This is a genomic window from Cupriavidus sp. SIMBA_020 (assembly GCF_046535395.1).
Classification (GTDB): domain Bacteria; phylum Pseudomonadota; class Gammaproteobacteria; order Burkholderiales; family Burkholderiaceae; genus Cupriavidus; species Cupriavidus campinensis.
In genome coordinates this window covers 1-249 of the sequence record NZ_JAWRWU010001298.1, presented here as the reverse complement: position 1 = coordinate 249, position 249 = coordinate 1, and the positions used below count along the sequence as shown (strand labels likewise).

General features: G+C 67.5%; 1 pseudogene. It reads right to left on the bottom strand.

The features are described 5' to 3' along the window. Positions 1-249 (bottom strand): annotated as a pseudogene (locus SB751_RS33700) (thiamine pyrophosphate-requiring protein); the annotation flags it as partial.

Sequence of the window (249 nt, the reverse complement as noted above, 5' to 3'; positions counted from 1 at the left end):
GCGCGCATACCAGTTGGCGGCCGAGCCCGAGTCGCAGGTGATGATGCTGTGCGGCGGCAGTCGACTGGACAGCTCCAGGAACGGGCGTTGCGGATTGACGGGCTTGGCTTCGACCATGGCACGCGCCGTGACGGTCTCGCGCCAGCGGCGCACGCTTTTCTCTATGCGCTCGCGCCAGGAATTCGACGATTTGGGCTCCAGCCGCGGCAACAAGGCTTCGAGCGTCAGCCGGGCATCGCCCACCAGCCC